Origin of the sequence: Agrobacterium tumefaciens (genome assembly GCF_031801495.1) — a bacterium.
Lineage (GTDB): Bacteria > Pseudomonadota > Alphaproteobacteria > Rhizobiales > Rhizobiaceae > Agrobacterium > Agrobacterium tumefaciens_K.
In genome coordinates this window covers 607338-627725 of the sequence record NZ_JAOEGC010000002.1, presented here as the reverse complement: position 1 = coordinate 627725, position 20388 = coordinate 607338, and the positions used below count along the sequence as shown (strand labels likewise).

At 59.4% G+C, this 20388-nt stretch carries 23 protein-coding genes; 6 read left to right on the top strand and 17 right to left on the bottom strand.

Annotated features, from left to right (window positions below; all coding sequences use genetic code 11):
• Positions 1-16: 16 nt before the first annotated feature.
• From N7578_RS12455 to N7578_RS12420, 8 genes are all read right to left on the bottom strand, one after another.
• Complete coding sequence (locus N7578_RS12455; RefSeq protein WP_311112492.1) at positions 17-1954, bottom strand: DUF2207 domain-containing protein; 1938 nt, start codon at positions 1952-1954, stop codon at positions 17-19.
• 22 nt (positions 1955-1976) lie between these two features.
• Positions 1977-3254: a 3-phosphoshikimate 1-carboxyvinyltransferase gene (aroA, locus tag N7578_RS12450; RefSeq protein WP_311110632.1), complete on the bottom strand. Its 1278-nt coding sequence runs from the start codon at positions 3252-3254 to the stop codon at positions 1977-1979.
• A 52-nt stretch (positions 3255-3306) separates the two neighbouring features.
• The gene (locus tag N7578_RS12445) at positions 3307-3858 is read right to left on the bottom strand and encodes a LemA family protein (protein WP_004432753.1); all 552 of its coding nucleotides are present in this window, start codon (positions 3856-3858) and stop codon (positions 3307-3309) included.
• An 82-nt stretch (positions 3859-3940) separates the two neighbouring features.
• Positions 3941-4897, bottom strand: coding sequence for a glycine--tRNA ligase subunit alpha (locus tag N7578_RS12440; RefSeq protein ID WP_311110631.1), 957 nt, complete (start codon positions 4895-4897; stop codon positions 3941-3943).
• Between the two features lie 103 nt (positions 4898-5000).
• Entirely contained in the window at positions 5001-5195 is a 195-nt protein-coding gene (locus N7578_RS12435; protein ID WP_311110630.1) for a hypothetical protein, read from the bottom strand.
• A gap of 24 nt (positions 5196-5219) precedes the next feature.
• Complete coding sequence (locus N7578_RS12430; RefSeq protein ID WP_311110629.1) at positions 5220-6089, bottom strand: S49 family peptidase; 870 nt, start codon at positions 6087-6089, stop codon at positions 5220-5222.
• 89 nt (positions 6090-6178) lie between these two features.
• Complete coding sequence (locus N7578_RS12425) at positions 6179-6979, bottom strand: tRNA1(Val) (adenine(37)-N6)-methyltransferase (protein WP_311112491.1); 801 nt, start codon at positions 6977-6979, stop codon at positions 6179-6181.
• A 5-nt stretch (positions 6980-6984) separates the two neighbouring features.
• A complete protein-coding gene (locus N7578_RS12420; protein WP_311110628.1) occupies positions 6985-7215 on the bottom strand; it encodes a DUF2007 domain-containing protein in 231 nt (76 codons plus the stop codon).
• 121 nt (positions 7216-7336) lie between these two features.
• On the opposite strand from N7578_RS12420, the gene N7578_RS12415 reads away from it, so the two are divergent.
• From N7578_RS12415 to moaB, 4 genes are all read left to right on the top strand, one after another.
• Positions 7337-8353, top strand: coding sequence for a polyprenyl synthetase family protein (locus N7578_RS12415; RefSeq protein ID WP_311110627.1), 1017 nt, complete (start codon positions 7337-7339; stop codon positions 8351-8353).
• A 170-nt stretch (positions 8354-8523) separates the two neighbouring features.
• Positions 8524-10359: a tetratricopeptide repeat protein gene (locus N7578_RS12410; protein ID WP_311110626.1), complete on the top strand. Its 1836-nt coding sequence runs from the start codon at positions 8524-8526 to the stop codon at positions 10357-10359.
• Positions 10360-10365: 6 nt separating this feature from the next.
• Positions 10366-11250: a 4-(cytidine 5'-diphospho)-2-C-methyl-D-erythritol kinase gene (locus N7578_RS12405; protein ID WP_311110625.1), complete on the top strand. Its 885-nt coding sequence runs from the start codon at positions 10366-10368 to the stop codon at positions 11248-11250.
• A gap of 18 nt (positions 11251-11268) precedes the next feature.
• Positions 11269-11808: a molybdenum cofactor biosynthesis protein B gene (gene moaB / locus N7578_RS12400; RefSeq protein WP_311110624.1), complete on the top strand. Its 540-nt coding sequence runs from the start codon at positions 11269-11271 to the stop codon at positions 11806-11808.
• Between the two features lie 14 nt (positions 11809-11822).
• On the opposite strand, the gene N7578_RS12395 is transcribed toward moaB, so the two are convergent.
• On the bottom strand, positions 11823-12341 hold the full coding sequence (locus tag N7578_RS12395; RefSeq protein ID WP_311110623.1) for a glycosyl transferase: 519 nt from the start codon (positions 12339-12341) through the stop codon (positions 11823-11825).
• 287 nt (positions 12342-12628) lie between these two features.
• Here N7578_RS12395 and N7578_RS12390 point away from each other — a divergent pair, with 287 nt between their 5' ends.
• Together N7578_RS12390 and N7578_RS12385 are read left to right on the top strand one after the other, a co-directional pair.
• Complete coding sequence (locus N7578_RS12390; RefSeq protein ID WP_311110622.1) at positions 12629-13786, top strand: PA0069 family radical SAM protein; 1158 nt, start codon at positions 12629-12631, stop codon at positions 13784-13786.
• 243 nt (positions 13787-14029) lie between these two features.
• Positions 14030-14683: a ribonuclease HII gene (locus N7578_RS12385; protein WP_311112490.1), complete on the top strand. Its 654-nt coding sequence runs from the start codon at positions 14030-14032 to the stop codon at positions 14681-14683.
• Positions 14684-14823: 140 nt separating this feature from the next.
• Here N7578_RS12385 and N7578_RS12380 read toward each other — a convergent pair whose 3' ends face one another.
• The 8 genes from N7578_RS12380 to N7578_RS12345 all read right to left on the bottom strand — a co-directional run bounded on the left by N7578_RS12380 (position 14824) and on the right by N7578_RS12345 (position 20305).
• The gene (locus N7578_RS12380) at positions 14824-15195 is read right to left on the bottom strand and encodes a DUF1330 domain-containing protein (RefSeq protein WP_311110621.1); all 372 of its coding nucleotides are present in this window, start codon (positions 15193-15195) and stop codon (positions 14824-14826) included.
• Positions 15196-15239: 44 nt separating this feature from the next.
• Complete coding sequence (locus N7578_RS12375) at positions 15240-15959, bottom strand: YafY family protein (RefSeq protein ID WP_311110620.1); 720 nt, start codon at positions 15957-15959, stop codon at positions 15240-15242.
• 243 nt (positions 15960-16202) lie between these two features.
• Positions 16203-16688: a F0F1 ATP synthase subunit B gene (locus N7578_RS12370; protein ID WP_311110619.1), complete on the bottom strand. Its 486-nt coding sequence runs from the start codon at positions 16686-16688 to the stop codon at positions 16203-16205.
• 2 nt (positions 16689-16690) lie between these two features.
• Positions 16691-17326, bottom strand: coding sequence for a F0F1 ATP synthase subunit B (locus tag N7578_RS12365; protein WP_311110618.1), 636 nt, complete (start codon positions 17324-17326; stop codon positions 16691-16693).
• Positions 17327-17406: 80 nt separating this feature from the next.
• A complete protein-coding gene (locus N7578_RS12360; RefSeq protein ID WP_003494147.1) occupies positions 17407-17634 on the bottom strand; it encodes a F0F1 ATP synthase subunit C in 228 nt (75 codons plus the stop codon).
• 74 nt (positions 17635-17708) lie between these two features.
• A complete protein-coding gene (locus tag N7578_RS12355) occupies positions 17709-18458 on the bottom strand; it encodes a F0F1 ATP synthase subunit A (RefSeq protein WP_311110617.1) in 750 nt (249 codons plus the stop codon).
• Between the two features lie 62 nt (positions 18459-18520).
• Entirely contained in the window at positions 18521-18886 is a 366-nt protein-coding gene (locus tag N7578_RS12350) for an AtpZ/AtpI family protein (RefSeq protein ID WP_311110616.1), read from the bottom strand.
• 270 nt (positions 18887-19156) lie between these two features.
• Positions 19157-20305, bottom strand: a complete 1149-nt coding sequence (locus tag N7578_RS12345; protein ID WP_311110615.1) for a cell wall hydrolase — start codon at positions 20303-20305, stop codon at positions 19157-19159.
• Positions 20306-20388: the final 83 nt, after the last annotated feature.

Sequence of the window (20388 nt, the reverse complement as noted above, 5' to 3'; positions counted from 1 at the left end):
TTACCGGCTTGGGGCGTTACCAGCCGCCGCCGCCACCACCGCCGCCGCCGGAACCTGAAAAACCGCCGCCTCCCCCACCGGAAAAGCTGGAGCCGGACGAGCTGACGGGTTGGGGAATGGTGGATGCGATGGTACTTGCCATAGACGACGAGAAACCGCCGATCCTGTCACCGAAGCTGCCGTAGTTGCTGCCTGCATACCAGCCGGGCGCATAGGCGGCTGTCGCGGCACCTGCAGCGGCCGTGGCAAGCCAGGTTTCGAAGGTGCGGCTCCATGGCTTTTCGACGCCGAGCGCCACGGCATAGGGCAGAAGCTTTTCGAAATGCTGCGGCGACATGGTGGGCGCGTCCGCCATGTTCATCCGGTCTTTTTCCGCCAGCGTCAGATAGGTTCGAAGCCCCTCGATGCCATCCATCAGCTTGCGCCCGAGCGGGGTCGGCGCACCCATCAGGAACAGGAAAAGCGCGTTGACCAGAATGATGGCGCCCATCATGGCCAGCGCCAGCGACTTCGTGTCGTGCGTCACATCCAGCACAAGTTGCGTGACAATGCCGCCGACGGTCGAAATGGCGGTGAAGCCGATAAAGGCCAAGGCGACGATGCCGCCAATGCGCCTGCGCAGCTGCGCTCCGCGCGCGAATTGCCTGCCGATACCGATCGAAAGAATGCTGAAGAAGAACGCGAAGAAACCGAGCACCATCACGGCGGCGATGGCGCTTTCATCCAGATCGCCAAAGACCAGCGTCGCGACGATGATCGCGACACTGAGGATGACGCCGAACACCGTATAACCGGCATTGCTTCTGTAATATTTGCCGCGATGTTCTTTCTCGATGGCCGCGCGGAACTGCTGGCCGACCTTTTCGACCTCAGTACCATGCGCCTTGTCGATGGTCAGCGTTTTGCCCGGTCCACCGATGGCAGAGAGCAGCGTCTTTTGCCCGACCGGCAGGTCTGCGCCCTGCTGCTTTTCGGTGCGGCGAATGACGATGGAATTCTTCAGGTCTTCGAGAACCACATATCCCTTGACGGCAAGATCAAGCGCCGAGGCGGACAGCGCCGTCCAGCCCGCACCCGAAAAACCCTTGTTGTCGACGTAGTTGACCAGCGCTGGAGACAGCCCGTCCGGCGCGTCCCAACGCGGCACGACGACACCTTTCGACGGATCGCGTCCGACCGCGAACCATGCGCGCAGATAATAGAGCAGTACCGCGAAAAGCCCGCCGCCGGACAGGATGATCGCCAGATTGTCACGCAGCCACCAGCCCGCTTCCTGGGAGGAATCCGGCGCGGCAACGGCCCCCTTCGGCAGCTTGACGGCAACCGTCATACCCTCGCCCACCGAAAACGGCCGGGTAGAAGCGAAAAAAACCTCGTTGCCTTCGTTCAGAACCCGTGCATCGGTGCCTTTGGCACCAAAAGCGCCGGTGAAGACGGCCGTATCGGTTGCGCGCACGCCTTCCGGCAAAACGATGGTCGCGGAAATCTCGCCCATCGGGAACTGCCAGCCATTGCCGGTGACGTTCCAGGTGAGTTCGTCGTAATCGGCGAAATAACGGATCTGCCGGGCGGTCGTGTAGGTGATCTGGAAGATATGTTCGCCGGTCGACAGAAACCGGTCTGCGCTGCCCGTATAGATGCGGATGCCGCCATCGATGTTTTCGGTCCGCCAATTTTCTGGCGCGCCATCGCGTTCAACGGAGACGACGTTGAAATCCACCTTTGTGCGGCGGTCGTTCGCATCCAGCGCATACAGCGGAAAGTCACGGAAAATACCGCGCTTGATATTGTTTCCCTCGGCGCGGGCGGTGATGGTTTCCGTCACCGTCAGGGTGCTGTTCTGAGCGATCTCCACGACCGAGTGATAGGAGCGGATGAACTCTTCGGCAAAGGCGGGAAAGGCCGCGCCGAGGAAGACAAACAGCGCGAGAAGTCTTGCGGCGATGGTCTTCAACGGGCGGCCCCTCTCACTATGCTCAGTGCTGCGGTTCGGCAGCGCTTTCTTCTTCGACATATTCAACACCCAGCGAGGCCAGCGCCTTCCAGTAACCGGGATAGGTCTTGCCGACGCAGGCCGGGTTCTGGATGGCTATGCCGCCGGTTTTCAGTGCCGCCAGCGCAAAGCTCATGGCGATGCGGTGGTCGTGGAAGGTGTCGATGGACGCATCGACCGTCTGTCCCTGAAGGGCCGGATCGGAATGCACGATCAGGTCGTCGCCTTCCTCATGCGCCAGCCCTTCGCGGATTTGATTGAGGCCGAGCGAAACGGCGCGGATGCGGTCGCATTCCTTGACGCGCAGGTTGGCGATACCGACAAAACGCACCGGCGTCTCGTTGAAGGCAGCCAGCACGGCAATCGTTGGGATGGCGTCCTGCATCTGCGAACCGTCGATTTCGGCAGGCAGGTGCGGGAACTTGGCCATCACCTCGTATGCCTTGGCATCCGGCTGGGTAAATTTGTCTGCGGGCGTGCCGATGTCGATCTTGCCGCCGGTCAGAAGCTCCGCGCCCCAGAGATAGGTCGCAGCCGACGCATCCGGCTCGATGTGGAAATCGGTGGCCTTGTAACCGGTCGGATGCACGCGCCAGATTGCGTTGCTGACCCGCTCGACCTTGCCGCCGAAGGCTTCCATGGCGGCGGTGGTAAGATCGATATAGCCCTTCGCGCCGATCTCCTCGCCCGCCAGAATGATATCGACCGGCTTGTCGCCGCAGGCAGCCGCCATCAACAGCGCTGACACGTACTGACTGGAGAGATTGGCGTCGATTGTGACGCTTTGCTTGGGAAAACCGTTGCCCTTGCCGCAGATCGTTACCGGCGGGCAGCCGGTCGGGGCATCCGCCTCGATACCGAGCGAGCGCAGGGCTTCCACCAGCGGCAGAATCGGACGCTTGCGCATATGCTCGTCGCCATCGACGATCACCGCACCCTTCACCAGTGCGGCCGCGGCCGTCAGGAAGCGCGTGGCAGTCCCGGCATTGCCGAGGAACAGCGGCTTTTCAGGCTGTGAAAGAATACCGGTGCCTTCAACGACGAAGGTCGTCGCATCCGGCTCCGTCACCTTGACGCCCATGGCGCGCAGCGCTTCGGCCATATAAAGCGTATCATCGCTTTTCAGCGCGCCGGTCAGGCGGCTTTTGCCTTTCGCCAGACCTGCTAGCAGAAGCGCGCGGTTGGTGATGGATTTAGAACCCGGCGGCTCGACCCTGCCGGAAAGCGGATGGCCGGGCGGTGTGATGGTCAATTCGATCATGGTTTTTTGTTTCTGCAATGGTTCTGTCACGCCACACGGGCGGGCGGAAAGGTCAGAATTTCACGGTTGGAACGGCGCGATCCGCCGGGTTGTCGATCTCGAAATAAGGTGCTTTCGCAAAACCGAACTGCCCGGCGACCAGATTGGACGGGAAGCTTTCCACCTTGACGTTCAGGTCTCGTGCCGCACCGTTGTAATAACGGCGCGACATCTGGATTTCGCCCTCGATGGTTTCGAGCGAACGCTGCAATTCCAGAAAATTGGTGTTTGCCTTGAGGTCGGGGTAGGCTTCCGCCAGCGCAAACAGCTTGCCAAGCGCCTGGCTCAGCAGACCTTCGGCCTGGGCGCGGCCTTCGACATCACCGGCAGGCACAGCCTGAGCCCGGTTGCGCATGGCAATCACCTCCTCGAAGGTGCTTTTTTCATGCGCCGCGTAACCCTTGACGGTTTCGATGAGGTTGGGGATCAGATCGGCGCGACGCTTCAACTGCACATCGATGCCGGACCACGCCTCTTCCTTCATCTGCCGCGCCTTGACGAGGCCGTTGTAGATAAAGACCACATAAAGCGCGATGGCCGCGATGATTGCCAGCGTGATGAACATTTCGGATCCCCCTCATGAAACCTCGACGGGCCGCACGATAATGCGTGGCTGACCCGCCGTCATCACCTGACGATATAAACCGTCAGGCGGCCTTGTTCCAGTTCGCGCCACCCGCATCAGTCAGCAGGAAGGCTTCGCCGCAGGCCTTGGCAAGCGTGCGCACGCGCAAAATGTAGCTCTGACGTTCCGTGACCGAGATCACACCGCGCGCATCGAGCAGGTTGAAGACGTGCGACGCCTTGATGCACTGGTCATATGCGGGCAGAACGCATTTATGCAGGGCGCCGGAGTCGCCCGGCGCACCGGCCGCCAGCAATGCCTGGCATTCCTTTTCCGCGTCGATGAAGTGGCGATGCAGCATGGCCGTATCGGCAAATTCGAAGTTGTGGCGCGAATATTCCTGCTCGGCCTGAAGGAAGACATCGCCGTAGGAGATTTTCTCATCGCCTTCGCGACCGTTGAAGTTCAGGTCGTAGACGTTATCGACGCCCTGTACATACATGGCCAGACGCTCAAGACCATAGGTCAGCTCGCCCGCAACCGGCGAGCATTCGATGCCGCAGACCTGCTGGAAGTACGTGAACTGTGAGATTTCCATGCCGTCGCACCAGCATTCCCAGCCAAGACCCCATGCGCCGAGCGTCGGGCTTTCCCAGTCGTCTTCCACGAAACGCACGTCATGCAGCAGCGGGTCGAGGCCGATGGCCTTCAGCGAGCCGAGATAGAGTTCCTGAAGATTCGAGGGATTCGGCTTCAGAATGACCTGGTACTGGTAATAATGCTGCAGACGGTTGGGGTTTTCCCCGTAGCGGCCGTCAGACGGCCGGCGTGACGGCTGCACGTAAGCGGCCTTCCAAGGCTTCGGCCCCAGAGCACGCAGCGTCGTTGCCGGATGGAACGTACCGGCACCCACTTCCATATCGTACGGTTGCAGAACCGCGCAGCCCTTGTCGGCCCAGTAGTTGTGCAACGTCAGGATCAGCGCCTGAAAGGAGCGCTTCGGGTTCATATGGTCTGGAACGTCGGTCATTGCGGTCATCACAGCGTTAAAGAGTACAAGTAGGGATTATACCTACGTCGGATGCGGACAGGTGCCATGCCTAAGCCGGGGGGTCAAGGATTTATGCGCCGCGAACAGGCGCTCACGGCTCGTCCTCCCGTTTCACACGGTATTCGCCGGTTTCCGGATCCTTGATGAGCGTGCCGATCGCGCCGGTCTGGCGTTCCTTTTCGCGCTGACGCGACTTCGCCGTCAGCTTCTCCGCGTCCTTGATGAAACGGCGGTAGAGTATGATGGCACCGACCACCAGAATGAGAATTGTAATGAGCTGCGCCATCAGAAAAAGCTTTATCCCGAACTGTCAGAGGCCGTAACGGGACCACAATGCCTTTTCTTCGGCAACTTCCGCAAGCCCCGAGACCGCACCCGCAGCCAGACGCTCCGCGCTCATCCCGAAAGCGGCATCCACACCCGGAAGCTTCTTGCCAAACAGCGAGCGCCCCCCAGTAATGAGCTGGAGCTTTACCTTGTCGCCATAACGGCGGCGGAGCACTTCCTTCATGTCGCCGAGGCCATCGATCAGACCGAGGTCGAGGCCGCGCATGCCCGTCCAGAACAGGCCGGAGAATATCACCGGCTCATCTTTCAGCCTCGATCCACGCCGCATCTTCACCATGTCGATGAAGACATTGTGGATCTCCACCTGCAGAGACTTCAGATATTCAATATCGCCTTCCTTTTCCGGCTGGAACGGATCGAGGATGACCTTGTTTTCACCCGCCGTATAGACGCGACGCTCGACACCGATCTTGCGCAGCATGTCCGGAAAACCGAAGCCCCCCGAAACGACGCCGATGGAGCCGACAATGGAGGTGGGATCGGCGATGATCTCGTCACCCGCCAGCGCGATCATATAGCCGCCGGAAGCCGCCACGTCCTCAACGAAGATCAGCACCTTCTTGTTCTTTTCATCGGCAAGCTGGCGGATGCGGTTGTAGATCATGCGCGACTGCACGGGCGAACCACCCGGCGAATTGAGCGAAATGGCAACGACCGGTGCATCCTTCATGGCAAATGCCTTGTCGAGAAGCGGCGCGTAGGATGCGAGGTTGAGCGCTGGCCGGAACTGGCTTCCGCCCGCCATGATTGCGCCCTGCATACGCACCACGGGAATGACGGTTTCCTGCTTGCGAAACCGCTTCGGCATCAGACGCTTCAGAAAACCGGCCATAAAATCCTCACTCGAACTGAAATCTTCCGCACCGATGTATGTATCGCGCCGGAAAACACAATGGTTCGCTCCCCGTCCATCCGCGATATTTATCTATTGCGGTTCGTCGTGTTGACGTGGCGGGCATACGCCCTGCGACCGTTGTTCAGGTCATCCACGAAGGGCGTGAAGGCATGGCTGTCATCCAGATGCATGACAAACGGCGCACGGAAAGACAGCCGCGCCCGCGATCCCTTGATGGCCGTGACCAGCATGCGGACGGCATCCTCACCGGGGCGCGGATGGATGAGGGTTATCTCGATTCCGCCGAAACGGCGGCCGCATGCGGCGATGATGTCCGCCACGGATTGCGGCCGGGAAATGAGGGAAAGCTGCCCGCCCGATACCATGATCGCACCTGCCGTTCGGATCCAGTCCTCGAACAATCCGTCCGTCATGGCGTGCGCTTCGGCCTTCAGCGCATCCGGCGTCCTGCGATCGCCAGCATCGTTGTAGGGCGGGTTCATGATGACGTGGTGGAAATACCCCTCGACAAGGCCGACCTCTGCACGAGCTTTGGCGCGCAGGGTAACGTCCGCTTCCCTAACGGAGACGTGCGCCGAGAAGGCAGCATTTTCCGGCAATGCAAGGCTGCGACGAGCGAACTCCGCCATTTCCGGCGAACGCTCGAACAGCGTCACCTCGGCGTTTACGAGCCTTGCGGCCACCGCCATGCCCGCCGCACCCGCACCGGCGCCGAGATCGGCAACGCGGCAAGGTTTCTCATCGGCCACCAGCGAAGCGAGAAGCATCGCATCCATGCCTGCCCGGTGTCCTCTGCCCTTCGGCTGGATAACGTGAAAACGGCCGCGATGAAAGGCATCGACTGTTTCTGAAATGTCGCCGGACACGCCCGTCAAGCCTTCCCGTCACGCAGCTCGTCGCCAAGACCGGCATCCACCAGAATGGTGCGTGCCTCTTCGGCGCGATCTTCTTCCACCAGGAACCGGCGAGGCAGAAGGCCAAGCGACCCTTCGAGGATACTCATCGTCTGGTCGGCGATTAGGCAATGAATGCCCGCGTCCTTCATGAGACTTTCAGCAAAGGACAACAACACGGCATCGTTGGTACGAATCAGTTCTTTCATCAATAATCCTGCTTTATTCCTGAATTCCCATCTTTTTGAATGGCGAGCGGCAATTCGCCCCTTGCCGCGACAAGCGCCAGTTTTTATTGTCGAATGCAAATTCGAACAGGAGTCCGGTCCCTTGGGCGTCGTCATACCGCTTGAAGAAAGCAAAAACAAACTCGCATCCGTCAAGCCGCTTGTCGACCTGACCCGCCCCGACATGGAACGGGTGAACCAGCTTATCCTTTCCAGAGCCGGTTCCGATGTCCAGATGATTCCGGAAGTTGCCAACCATCTCATTTCGTCCGGCGGAAAGCGTCTGCGCCCGATGCTCACGCTCGCATCCGCGTCGATGTTCGGTTACGAGGGTGACAACCACATCAAGCTGGCGACCAGCGTCGAGTTCATGCACACGGCAACGCTTCTGCATGACGACGTCGTGGACGAAAGCGACCTGCGCCGCGGCAAGTCCACCGCGCGCACCATCTGGGGCAATCAGGCCAGCGTTCTCGTCGGTGACTTCCTGCTAGGTCAGGCATTCCGCATGATGGTCGACGTCGGCTCGCTGGAGGCGCTGGATGTTCTGTCCACCGCCGCATCCGTGATTGCCGAGGGTGAAGTTCTCCAGCTTTCCGTCGCCAAGAACATGGAAACCACCGAGGATGACTACCTGCAGGTGATTCGCGCCAAGACGGCAGCACTTTTTGCCGCCGCCGCGGAAGTCGGCCCTATCGTCGCCAAGACGGACAAGGCAACCCGCAGCGCGCTGAAATCCTACGGCATGAACCTCGGCCTCGCCTTCCAGCTGGTCGACGACGTGTTGGATTACGGCGGCAAATCCGCTGATCTCGGCAAGAATACCGGTGACGACTTCCGCGAAGGCAAGATCACCCTGCCCGTCATTCTTTCCTATCGCCGGGGCACCGAAGACGAACGCGCCTTCTGGCGCACCGCCATCGAAAAGGGCGAAAGCAGCGACGAAAACCTTGAAAAGGCGCTGGGCCTCATCACCAAGTATAACGGGCTTGGAGATACGATCAGCCGCGCCAACCATTATGGCACCATTGCCCGTGACGCGCTTGCGCCGCTGCCGCAGAGCCCGTGGAAAAACGCGCTGCTGGAAGTCATCGATTTCTGCATCGAGCGCCTGAACTGATTTCATGTACACAACCAGAAGGCGGGTGACTGCTTCATCCGCCCGGTGGTTCCGACAGAGCAAACACGGCCATAATTTCTTGCGGGCCTGCTCCAAAAAAGCCATTCTGTCGTGACCAAACAATGGAAACTGATTTTTCCGTGCTTCGGCACAAAGGCAAAGGTTCCTTCATGCGGCGCAAACCAGCATCCCGTCTTCTTTGCAGCGCGGCTCTCATCGCCGCTCTCACCATAGGAGCAGGCGCCACCCCCGGCTTCGCGGAGACGAAACCGGAAGACAAGACCGTCACGTTCGATGCCGGCAAGGTCAACACCTTTTCCGGCGCTTTCCTTGCCGCCCGCACGGCCGATGTCGACCAGGATTACGCAACGGCCATCTCGCTCTACAAAAAGGCGCTGGAATACGATCCCGCCAATTCGGAAATCCGTCAGCGCCTGATGATCGCCGAACTGCTGAGCGGCAATTTCGACGCAGGTGCAAAGATTGCCGACACGCTCAAGGATGACGCCTCCGTGGAGCGCGTGACGACCATCGTGCGGGCGCTGGACGCCATCAAGCACAAGGAATTCTCCAAGGCCGAGAAGATCCTGAAATACACCGGTCCGAATGATCTTGACCGTATGGTCAACACGCTGCTGAGCGCATGGGCGCGTGCCGGTTCCGGCAAGCCGAAAGAGGCGCTGGCGCTCGTCAACAACATGAAGGGTCCGGGCTGGATCTCGATCTTCCAGAAATACAATGCGGGCGCGATTGCGCTTGTCGCCGGGAATACGGACGCCGCACGCAAGAGCCTGAATGAAGCGGTAACCGACCGCGAAGGCGGCGCGACGGCTTCCGACACCTACATGCGCGCCGTCATGGCGCTGGCGCGTCTGGAAGCGACCGCTGGCAACAAGCAGAAGGCGCTCGACGCCGTTGCCGTTGGCGACACCTTCGCGCCGAACTATGCGCCGCTGAAGGCGCTGCGCGAATCCATCGAAAAGGGTGAAAAGCCCGCGCAGCAGGTAACAAACGCCGTCGAAGGCGCAGCCTCCGTGATGTTTTCCATTGCCGGTGCATTGAACCGCGAGGGCGCGGAGGAGATCGTCACGCTCTATCTCCAGACATCGCGTGGCCTCGACCCGAACAGCGCTGACACGCTGATCCTGCTCGGCGGCCTTTCCGAAGTGCAGAAACAGCCGGAGCGCGCCATCGCCTTCTACCGCGAAGTGCCGAAGGACTCGCCGATGCACCGCATCTCCGAGCTGCAGCTTGGCCTGACACTGGCGCAGACCGGCAAGGTGGACGAAGCGCGCCAGCATCTGAAATCGCTGCTCGACTCCGATCCGAAGGACATCCGCTCCTACCTCGCCTATGGCAGCGTTCTTTCCGATGCCAAGGACTACAAGGCCATGGCGGAAAACTACGACAAGGCCATCGAAACCATCGGTTCCGTGCCGCAGAAGTCCGACTGGTCCGTGTTCTTCCAGCGGGGCATCGCCTATGAGCGCCTCAAGGAGTGGGACAAGGCAGAGCCGAACTTCAAGCGCGCGCTGGAGCTGAACCCCGAGCAGCCGCAGGTTCTGAACTATCTGGGCTATTCCTGGGTGGACCGCAACGTAAACCTCGATGAAGGCATGGACATGATCCGCCGTGCCGTCGAACTTCGCCCGAACGACGGTTACATCGTCGATTCGCTCGGATGGGCACATTATCGTCTTGGTGCCTTCGATGAGGCGGTGACCGAGCTTGAGCGGGCCATCGAACTCAAGGCGGGCGATCCGACCATCAACGACCACCTTGGCGATGCCTACTGGCGTGTCGGCCGCAAGATCGAGGCCGTCTATCAATGGAACCGGTCGCTGATCGGTGACAGTGACGACGTGGACAAGGCCAAGGTTCAGGAAAAGATCGCCAACGGCCTGCCGCCGCTGGAAAAGGACGCCGAAAACACGGCCAAGAAGGAAGCTGCACCGCAGCCGCCTGCTCCGCCTGCACCGGCACCTGCCCCGGACAAGAAGTCCTGATGTGGCATGCAAGCGAATGACATTTCCGGAGCGGTGGAGACACTCGAAACCGCCCCGGCCAAGATCAATCTTGCTCTGCATGTGACCGGCCAGCGGGCCGATGGTTATCATCTTCTGGAAACGCTGGTCGCCTTCACCGAGGCCGGCGATCTGATCCGCATCCGCGATGCGGACAAGGACAGCTTTTCGATCTCCGGCCCGTTCGGCGATATTCTTCGCGCTGGCGATGGCAACGATAATATCGTGACCCGCGCGCGCGATCTCCTTCGCACCGCTCTTGTGGACAGCAATCAAAATGCACGCCCGGTCGCCATCCATCTCGAAAAGAACCTGCCTGTCGCTTCCGGCATCGGTGGCGGTTCTGCCGATGCGGCGGCAACGTTGCGGGGACTGCTGCGACATTGGAAGGGGCAGATCGATGGCGGTTCTCTTGCCGCGATTGCGCTTGGGCTGGGCGCCGACGTGCCGATGTGCCTTGAAAGCCAGTCCCTGATCGCGCGTGGCATCGGTGAGGATATTCAGCCCGTTAACGATCTACCCCGGCTTTTTCTGGTGCTGGCCAATCCGCTGATGGCCGTCTCGACGCCCGATATCTTCCGGCGGCTGACCAGCAAGACCAACCCTCCCCTGCCCGAAACACCGGCGAATGACTGGCTGGCGTTCATTGCTGCAAGCCGCAACGATCTTGAGGCACCTACAAAGGCACTATTGCCTGAGATCGGCGAGGTTTCCGCCCTGCTTGCTCAGGAAGGCGCCTCGACGGTTCGCATGTCCGGTTCGGGCGCTACCTGCTTCGGAGTGTTTGCCTCTCAAGAAGCAGCGAAAAAAGCCGAAACATCGCTTCGAAGCAAACGGCCGGGCTGGTATTTTCAGGCAACACAAACGATTTGACCATTTGAGGATGATGCCATGGCAAACGAGAGACAGTTTATCCCCATCGGCATTGCGGTTCTGACCGTTTCCGATACACGCACGCTGGAAAATGACAGGTCCGGCGATACGCTCGCTGCGAGAATCACCGAGGCCGGGCATCGCCTCGCGGCTCGCGCCATCGTTCCGGACGACAAGGCGGCGATCTTCGAAACGGTCCGCGACTGGACACTTTCAGACAATGTGGATGTGGTCATCACCACCGGCGGTACGGGCTTCACCGGGCGCGACGTAACGCCGGAAGCGCTGGAGCCTCTGTTCGAGAAGCGTATGGACGGCTTTTCCGAGGTCTTCCATCGCATTTCCTATGACAAGATAGGAACCTCGACCATCCAATCCCGCGCGACGGGCGGTGTGGCAAACGCGACCTTCATCTTCGTGCTGCCCGGTTCACCCGGTGCCTGCAAGGATGCCTGGGATGGCATCATCAAGGCACAGCTGGACTACCGGCATATGCCCTGCAATTTTGTGGAAATCATGCCGCGGCTTGACGAGCACCTGAAACGCGGCGCGTCTTAGCAGGAATCTTCCGCTTATCGGGCCGCGCTCAACACCCATGACGGAATGAGTTCCGCAGTCAGGCGGCGCGGCTTCTGCGCATGGACGAGCTGTGCAAGGTTCATGCCCGGCTTCGCAATCGTCATGGCGTGTTTCTTCGGCATAAGATAACCGTATTCCAGAGGCGGCTGGCGGCGCACCATACGGCTGAAAAAAGAGCGCTTGTAATGTCGCGACGGAGAAAACCTCGCGGGCGACTTGTTGATCGACACATATTCGAGAATGTCCTCGATCCAGCCGGTTTGGGGGCGTGCACCCGGTTCCACCAGCAGTATCCATTCACCACGCACGGAACGCATGACGTCATCGATGTTCCACTGCTGATAAAACCGGCAGCCAGCCGCATCGGCAACGCGCGACGATCCATCGCGCGAACCGTGGTCAAGGATCACCACATCGCTTACCAGCCCTTCCACGGCTCCGGTCACCAGCGCCGAAAGCGTATGCGCCAGTTCCGGTTCCTGATCCCGGCATTCCATTATGACTGTCAACATGTGCCCAGCTTTAACGCATCGCACAATAAATTGCCACTGCGCCAGCGTTTCGAAAACAGGATCTCTTCCATTAAAATTAATGTGCGCGCTTCAATCGGCGACAGGACCGTCCGCGCGCCCCCTTCAACCCGTGAAGACAGATCAACTTCATTTTGTTCTTGTATTGTTCTCATTTCTGGAGTAGGAATTTAATCATCGGGCAGGCGATGAGATCGATGCGCGAGCAGGAACGGTTTAGGGCGTTTCATGTGCCTTGGTGGATACATGACGCCCTGGGGAGCACCCAGATGAGAGATCACATGCTTTCAGGCGAGGCTGCCTTTCAGCCTGGCCATAGGCAGGATATTGCCAATGCGATGGCCGATGAATCGGGCCTGCGGATCGAGATCGACCGCCGTCGTGGCCGCGCTGCCGGGCTCAATCCGGGCGGGCGCTTCGAACAGCTTCAGCGGGAAGTCTATGATGACGGCTGGCAGACGCTGGAGGACATGCCGGAATTCCGCACCGAGGTTCAGGTCGAGAAGCCACGCGCCATCATCACCCGCAACGAATCTCCCGATATCCCTTTCGACCGCTCGATCAATCCCTATCGCGGCTGTGAACACGGCTGCATCTATTGCTTCGCACGGCCGACGCACAGCTATATGGGCCTTTCCGCCGGATTGGATTTTGAATCGAAGCTGTTCGCCAAACCGGATGCGGCCAGACTGCTTGAGAGAGAACTGGCCAAACCGGGCTACAAGCCGCGTGTGATTGCCATCGGCACCAACACGGACCCCTATCAGCCAATCGAGCGTGAATGGCGCATCATGCGCCAGATCCTCGAGGTTCTGGCAGAGGCAGAGCATCCCGTTGCCATCGTCACCAAATCGGCGCTGATCACGCGGGATATCGATATTCTGGCACCGATGGCAAAAAAGGGTCTGGCAAAGGTCGGCATTTCGGTGACAACGCTCGACCGCAAGCTGGCCCGCACCATGGAACCACGCGCCTCGACACCGGCAAAACGGCTGGAAGCCATCAAGACGCTGACCGATGCCGGCATTCCCGCAGCAATCATGATGTCTCCGATTATTCCGGCCCTGAACGACCATGAGATCGAGCGGGTACTGGAAGCTGGCAAGGCCGCAGGTGCCAGCGAAGCATCCTACGTCTTGCTGCGTCTGCCGCTGGAGGTCAGCCCGCTGTTTCGCGACTGGCTTCTGCGAAACTATCCGGATCGCTACCGGCATGTGATGTCTCTCGTCCGCTCCATGCGTGACGGCAAGGATTACGACGCCGAGTTCGGCAAACGGATGAAGGGGGCCGGTCCCTATGCATGGCAGATCGGCCGCCGGTTCGAAATGACCACGAAAAGGCTCGGCCTTGTGCGTCGCGGCATTCAGCTGCGCGACGATCTGTTCAAGCCGCCGGGCGGATCCGGCGTGCAGCTATCACTCCTTTGAACCATTGCGGAGAGAGCCTCCGCTCAACGAGATGCCCGGCGCGTTTTCCCTGGCGCACCGGTCGTATGCCCCCGGACCGCCGCCTCGCGTGCGATACTCTTCTTCCTGCCGCCCTTAAGGAGAAGAAAGGTCATGACGGCCTTCTGGATGCAACCGGCCACGCCCCTTGATCGGCAGGTTGCATCCCATCGCCCGCTTCCGGGGGCTTGCAGGAGATCGGGTGTGTGTGCCAGTTTCCGCCGCATGAAACGCCGCACCGCACCCGATTCTCCCGCTCTTTTCGACCTGCTTCAAACCGGCCCGGATTTTTCCCTTGAGCTGGACGGAAAATCCAAGGGGCTTTGGCCGGTTGTCGGAACCGACGAGGCCGGTCGCGGGCCGCTTGCAGGGCCGGTCGTAGCAGCCGCCGTCATTCTCGATCCGGACAATATCCCATCCGGTCTCAACGATTCCAAGAAGCTTTCGAAGGCGAAACGCGAAACCCTCTTCAAGCAGATCATGGAAACCTCGCTGGTTTCCATCGCCTCTTCAGGCCCGAAGCTGATCGACGATATGAATATCCTGCGCGCCAGCCTAGACGCAATGCGCCGCGCTGTTCTGGGCCTGCCCGTATCTCCTCAACTGGTTCTCGCAGATGGACGCGACATGCCGCCCGGCATCGCCTGCCCGGTCAAAGCGGTCATCAAAGGCGATGGACGCTCGCTTTCAATAGCAGCCGCATCAATCATCGCTAAGGTCACGCGAGATCGAATGATGGAACGCTCTGCGCAAATCTATCCCGCCTACGGCTTCGACGGCCACGCCGGATATGGTACCGCCGCCCACCTGCGCGCCATAGAAACCCACGGCCCCTGCCCGCTGCATCGCATGAGCTTTCGGCCGCTACGGCAGGTTTGATGTTAGCGCCCCGTTTAGACTGCGAAAAAAATCCGGCAGTAAGTTCTGCTTTCTGCCCAAGCGGCCATAAGGGCTTTTCTAACCGCGACAGGAAGGCCGGAGATCGCCATCGTTATCTGCACGGCATTCTAAGTCTGGCACTATGCAAGAGTATCGGACTCCTTTAGCGGCTGCAGCACAATATCCGCGAGCGCTGATTTTCCAACTTGAAACGCGATCTGGTACTCCGGATCCTCTACCATTGCCTGGAATGCAGCTCTTCCCGGATACTGTACCAGCAAAACCGCGTCCCACATCTCAACTCTGCCATCCGTTAGAATAGGCAGGCCATCGCCGCGGAACAAAATCCGCGCACCGAAGCGCGCCAAGATCGGAGCCGCCATTTTCAGGTATTCAATATGCCTAGCCCGGCCACCATTGGGATCAAACCGCAAAAGGTTCAACATTACGATGGCTGAATCATCGTCGGCGGTCACGAAATCGGCAAATGCAGCAGGAGAGAAGGCAACCATTGATTTTCCTCTGATATGACACCGCTAATCACGGCAGCATGAGTTTAACGAACCTCCACGTCAGAAACTGTCATGAATGAACGCCAATCGCGGTCCTGATCCCGCCAACGTTTCATCAGCGAATGGCGGCGCTCCGGGTAGCGTTCCTCCAATAAGGTCGTCCCTCGCACGCGATCTACACGGAAGTGGCGGAAAGCGGCCCTATTTTCGCACCAAGCCGCCACAATGCGCACATCATCAAAATAAACAACGGCAATCGGCCAGATTGTTCGGCTCGATACGGTGCCTTGAGCATCCATATATTCAATGGAGACTTTACGTTGCCGACGGATAGCGTCCCTCATCGGGGCGACGTGAGGAGGATCGGTGCGCTCAGACGCTGTGGCGGCTATCAGGGAACGCGGAGATTCGGCGCCCAGCAAGGTGCTGGCAGACCGCGCTGACAATACCTTCGCCAAAGCAGCCTCGGCGCTTCGGACCAAAGCAGGATCAGCTCGCTGCTGCACCCACTCCAATCCAAGTATCAAGGCATCCAGCTCGTCAGGTGAAAACGCGAGATGCGGAAGAAAGAAGCCTTCCTTCAGGCGAAAGCCAACACCCGCCTGTCCGTCGAGAGGCGCTCCGAGGAGCCGTAAAGTCTCGATGTCCCGGTAGACACTGCGCTGAGATACCCCAAGTTCGCGCGCCAGTTCGATAGCGGTTACCGGAGATCTTCGCGCACGAAGAACGCTGAGCATTTCGAATAGACGACCCGTTCTCGACATTCACGCCTCTTCTTCAACATCCTCGCAGCCACACTTTAGCACACCTCACTGATGACCGGCTCTGGTGCAAAACGGAGCTACGACATGTATCCCCTGTCGGGAACGCTCACGGCACCGAGCACCGCATCGCGGACGGCCAGAGGCGGCGTGCACTTCATCACAGGCCCAACCTTCTCAAAACCGAAAATAAAAAACCCCTCGCGGCGGAGCCGGAGGGGTTTCGAATGGCGCGCTGAACAGGTGTCAGTTCAGCTTCGACTTCACTTCACCGATCGTCGCGGTGAAAAGCTTTGCCTTGGCGGCAGCCGTCGTCTTTTCCGCGATCAGCTTCTCGGAAGCAGCGATCGCGATATCGACGGCGGCGGAGCGTACAGCGCCGATCGCGTCTTCTTCCGCCTGCTTGATCTTCTGCTCGGAAAGAGCCGTGCGACGGGCGACGAATTCTTCCGTCTTGGCCTTGGCTTCCGCCGTCAGAGCAGCCGCTTCGCGCTCGGCGGCGGCAACGATGCCAGCGGCCTCAGCTTCGGCTTCCTTACGCTTGCGCTGGTACTCGGCCAGCAGATGCTGTGCCTCTTCACGAAGGCGCTTGGCTTCCGCCAGTTCCTCGGTGATGTTCTGCGCGCGCTCGTCCAGCGATTTCGCCAGCATGCCCGGAACCTTGAGGTAGGCGATCAGAACGAAGAAAAGGATAAGGCCGACGAGAGCAAAAAATGATGCATCAAACGCCATGATCAGGCTCCCTTCGCTTCAGAAGCGGCAGCAACGGCAGACTTCACATCCGCGTCCTTGACCTTGGCGCCAACCAGCTGGTCAACGATTGCGGTCGCGGTTTCCTCGGCAATGCTACCGACGTCGGCAAAAGCCTGTTCCTTGATGCCAGCGATGCGCTTTTCAGCAGCAGCAAGCTTTTCCGCAAGGCCTGCTTCAATGGCAGCGCGGTCAGCGTCCGCTTTCGCCTTTGCGGCGTCGCGGGCGGCAGAACCGATCGAGCCTGCCTTTGCGCGGGCAGCAGCGAGTTCTTTTTCATAGGTTTCGACGGCTGCGTCAGCTTCAGATTTCAGCCGGGCCGCTTCGTCGAGATCCTGTGCGATGCGCCCGTGGCGATCCTCAAGGATGCCGCCAACGCGCGGTACGATGACCTTTTGCATGAGCACGTAGAAAAGGCCGAACGTAATGGCCAGCCACAAAAGCTGGGATGCATAGGTCGACTGGTCGAACGGCGGAAATACGCCGGAACCGTGTTCGGCGCCATGCGCCACGCCGGTTTCCGTATGCGTGGCTTCCGGGGCCGCGTGGCCTGCAGCCGGTGTTTGCGTCGTTTCAGTTGACGCCGGTGCTGACTGGGCAAAAGCCTCGGTCACGAACATGCTCACCTCCAGGGGTACTGCAAATGCGAAGGATCACGGCACGCTGATCTGCGAGCCGTGATCCAAACCTGATGCCGATATTAGACAGCGAACAGGAGAAGGAGAGCAACGAGCAGCGAGAAGATGCCCAGAGCTTCCGTAACGGCGAAGCCGAATACCAGACGGCCGAACTGGCTGTCGGCAGCAGAGGGGTTGCGCAGTGCGCCGGAGAGGTAATCACCGAAGATACGGCCGAGTGCGAGGGACGTACCAGCCATGCCGAGGCATGCGAGACCTGCGCCGATGTACTTTGCTGCTTCCGCTTCCATGTGAGACTCCTTGAGATATTGGTTGTTGCGGCTATTCTTGACACCCGGTTACCGGGGCCAGCGACTTAACTTTCTCAGTGACCACCATGCACGGCGTCGTTCAGGTACATGCACGTCAGTACCGCGAAGACGTATGCCTGCAGGAAGGCGACGAGAAATTCCAGACCGATCACTGCGACGGTCATGATGAGCGGCAGGACTGCACCACCGACACCCAGAGCGCCCAGGGCACCCATGGAGGCGACGAAACCTGCGAAAATCTTCAGCGTGATGTGACCAGCCAGCATGTTCGCGAAGAGACGAACGGAAAGGCTGATGGGACGCGACAGGAACGAGATGATTTCAATGGACGCCACAAGCGGCAGCAGCACCTTGGGCACGCCTGAAGGCGCAAAGATACCGAAGAAATGCAGACCGTGCTTGTAGAAACCGTAAACGACGACCGTGCCGATGACCAGGCAGGCGAGCGCAAAGGTGACGATGATCTGGCTCGTGACCGTGAAGAAATACGGGAACATGCCGAGAAGGTTGGCTGTCAGCACGAACATGAACAGCGAGAACACGAACGGGAAGAAGACCATGCCCTTCTTGCCAGCGCCTTCGCGCAGCATCGAAGCGATGAACTCATAGGACATTTCCGCGACGGACTGCATGCGGGTGGGGATAAGACCGCGCGTCGACGTCGAGAAATACAGGAAACCGGAAGCTGCTGCGACGGTCGCAACCATGAAAAGCGACGCATTGGTGAACGAAAAATCGACACCACCGATTTCGATCGGAATGATCGGCTGCACCAAGAACTGATGGGTCGGATCGTTTGCCACCGGCTGCCCTCTTTACCTGTCGCCGCACATAGCGGCACCATCTCAACTGTTCGAAAAGCTGGTCAGCGACCGCGCTTTCCACCCTCGTCCTGTTTATCTGTGCTCTCCGGCGAAAGCGGCTTTGCCACCATGCCCGCCGAGCGCAACACATTCAGTACGCCTGCGCAGAAACCGAGAAGAAGAAGAATGATCATCCCCCACGGCGACGTGCCGGCAAAATAGTCCAGAAGATAACCCAGCATAGCGCCGACCACGATGGCCGAAATGAACTCGGAGGAAAGCTTTACCGCTACCCCAAAACCCTTACGGCTCTCGGCTGCGTTGCGCTCCGCCCTCTCTTCCGCCTCGTCCTCCGCCTTCACCTTCGCCAACTCATCGGCAAGGCGCTTGCGGCGCTCGTCCAGACTATCGTTACGGTTGCCGGTCATCTCGAAATCCTGCCCATTTCCTCCGTTCCAGCCATGCCAGAACCCTTTGGAGTTGTAAACGGTTACGGATTAAGCCTGTTCCAGCCCGCTCTGAAGTCGGCCGCAACATAGTTTTAGGGGCTTCTGTAGTCAAGGCACTGACACCGCTTGATTCAGCACAAATTAATCATTGAAAAACAATGACTTGCCTTCAATCTGCCATTTGCGGTCGATGTTTGTCGCGGGAATCGGCATTTTTGACACGAAAAATGCGCCAATTTCGGGCGCTTATCAGCTCCAGCCGCCGCCATACGTGCGGTAGAAGACGTGCAACCCGATTCTTCCCACCTTCTTCATCGTCTTGCCCCATGCGGGACGGACGTAGACGGCGTGATAATGGGTGGCAGAGCCGACTTCCGTCAACCAGATCTTGCCGGCAGTGGTGGCCATGGCAACTTCACGCGCCATTTTCCAGTGACGCTGCGAATTCACGCGGTCCTTGATGTTGTCGCAGGCGAAGGAAAACTGGCAGCGATTGCGCCAGTCCTTGTTCTGGTAAACCACGCCACAGATGGTTTTTGGATAAGCGGGGTTGCGGACACGGTTCAGGATGACCTGTGCGACGGCGGCCTGCCCCTTGACGGATTCGCCACGCGCCTCAAAATAGATGCCGGATGCCAGGCACTGTTGTTCGGTGGCGGAGAACACGTCAGCGGGCAATGGCGTCGCGGCCCAGGCGTGATCGCCCTCGCCGATCTGCGGCACGAAGCGACCCGCTTCCGGTTTCTTCAGGATCGCATCGAAAGGCGATTCGCGGGCAAAATCGGGTTCGGCGGGCGCGTAAGCGGTGGCGAGAATATCCGGAGTACGGTTCGTGACAAGTTCTGCCAGCATGGGCGAAACGGACTTGTCCTGCTTCTTATTCTCACGGCGGAAGTAGAAAGATGCCAGTTCCACGTCCTTGCCGCGTTTCGGCTTGACGAAGACGGCGCGATCCTTGCGCTTCAGAGGCTCTAGATCCAGCATGCTGGTGCGCTGAAGAACCGAACCCGCGGTGAATGCCTTTGGCGGCTGCATGATTTCGGTCGCAACCACCCGGCCCTTCTTTGTCGAACGGTTGACGCGATCGCTGTCCGGCGACGTCTGTTCGCCCTTCTTGTTGGTCACGAAAGCGACCTTGCGACCATCCGGCAGGGTCATGCCGCTGCCCGAGAGCACGCCATCATCGGCATCGTCAAACGCAAGGGAAGCATTATGCACGGAGCCCGCAGGCGAATTGGTCAGTACCATTCGCCATTGCTCACCGCCCCTGTCGAGCCCCGCCAGCAGTGAGGCGAGGTCCGCACGAGCGGCCAATGACGGAAAGGCGAGCCAGACGGCCAAACCGAACACAGCGGGCGAAGCCCATTTCTCAACAGACCCGAAGGACCGACCACGCATGACTTTTTTCGAACGCAAAACCAGCACTCCGAACGCAGGCAACCATACTTGTTACATGCGTTCGAGAATCTCTTATTAACCTT